This is a genomic window from Mesorhizobium sp. M1A.F.Ca.ET.072.01.1.1 (assembly GCF_004023325.1).
Taxonomy (GTDB): Bacteria; Pseudomonadota; Alphaproteobacteria; order Rhizobiales; family Rhizobiaceae; genus Mesorhizobium.
Genome location: NZ_RZSF01000787.1, coordinates 1 through 401, shown reverse-complemented (window position 1 = coordinate 401; position 401 = coordinate 1). Strand labels below are relative to the sequence as shown.

The window sequence follows — 401 nt, the reverse complement described above, 5'->3', positions numbered from 1 at the left end:
AAGAAGTTCTGTCCTGGCGTCAGATTGTCGAACAGCGCCAGATCCTGGTAGACAGTCTCGATGCCGGCGAAGCGCGCATCCGCAGGGGAGCGTATCTGCGTTGGCGCACCGTCCAGGAGGATCGCGCCGGCATCGAGTTGGTGCACCCCGCTGATGCATTTGGTCAACGTCGACTTGCCAGCGCCGTTGTCGCCCAGAAGCCCCAAGATCTCGCCGCGCCGGACCTCGATGCTGACGTCGTCCAGCGCCACAACCGAGCCGAAACGCTTGGTCGCGCCGCGTACCGCAAGCACGGGATATTCAGCGGCGGTGGCTGCATGATCGACGCTTGCTGGAACGGCACTCACGACTGCCTCCCGGCCTGCATGACACGCACGCGCCCTTCGAGATAGTTGCGCAAC

Annotated in this window: 1 protein-coding gene; it reads right to left on the bottom strand. The window is 63.8% G+C overall.

The window, feature by feature from the left end; all coding sequences use genetic code 11:
* On the bottom strand, positions 1–347 hold a 347-nt coding region (locus EOA32_RS38040), incomplete at its 3' end, for an ATP-binding cassette domain-containing protein (protein ID WP_145971548.1).
* Positions 348–401: the final 54 nt, after the last annotated feature.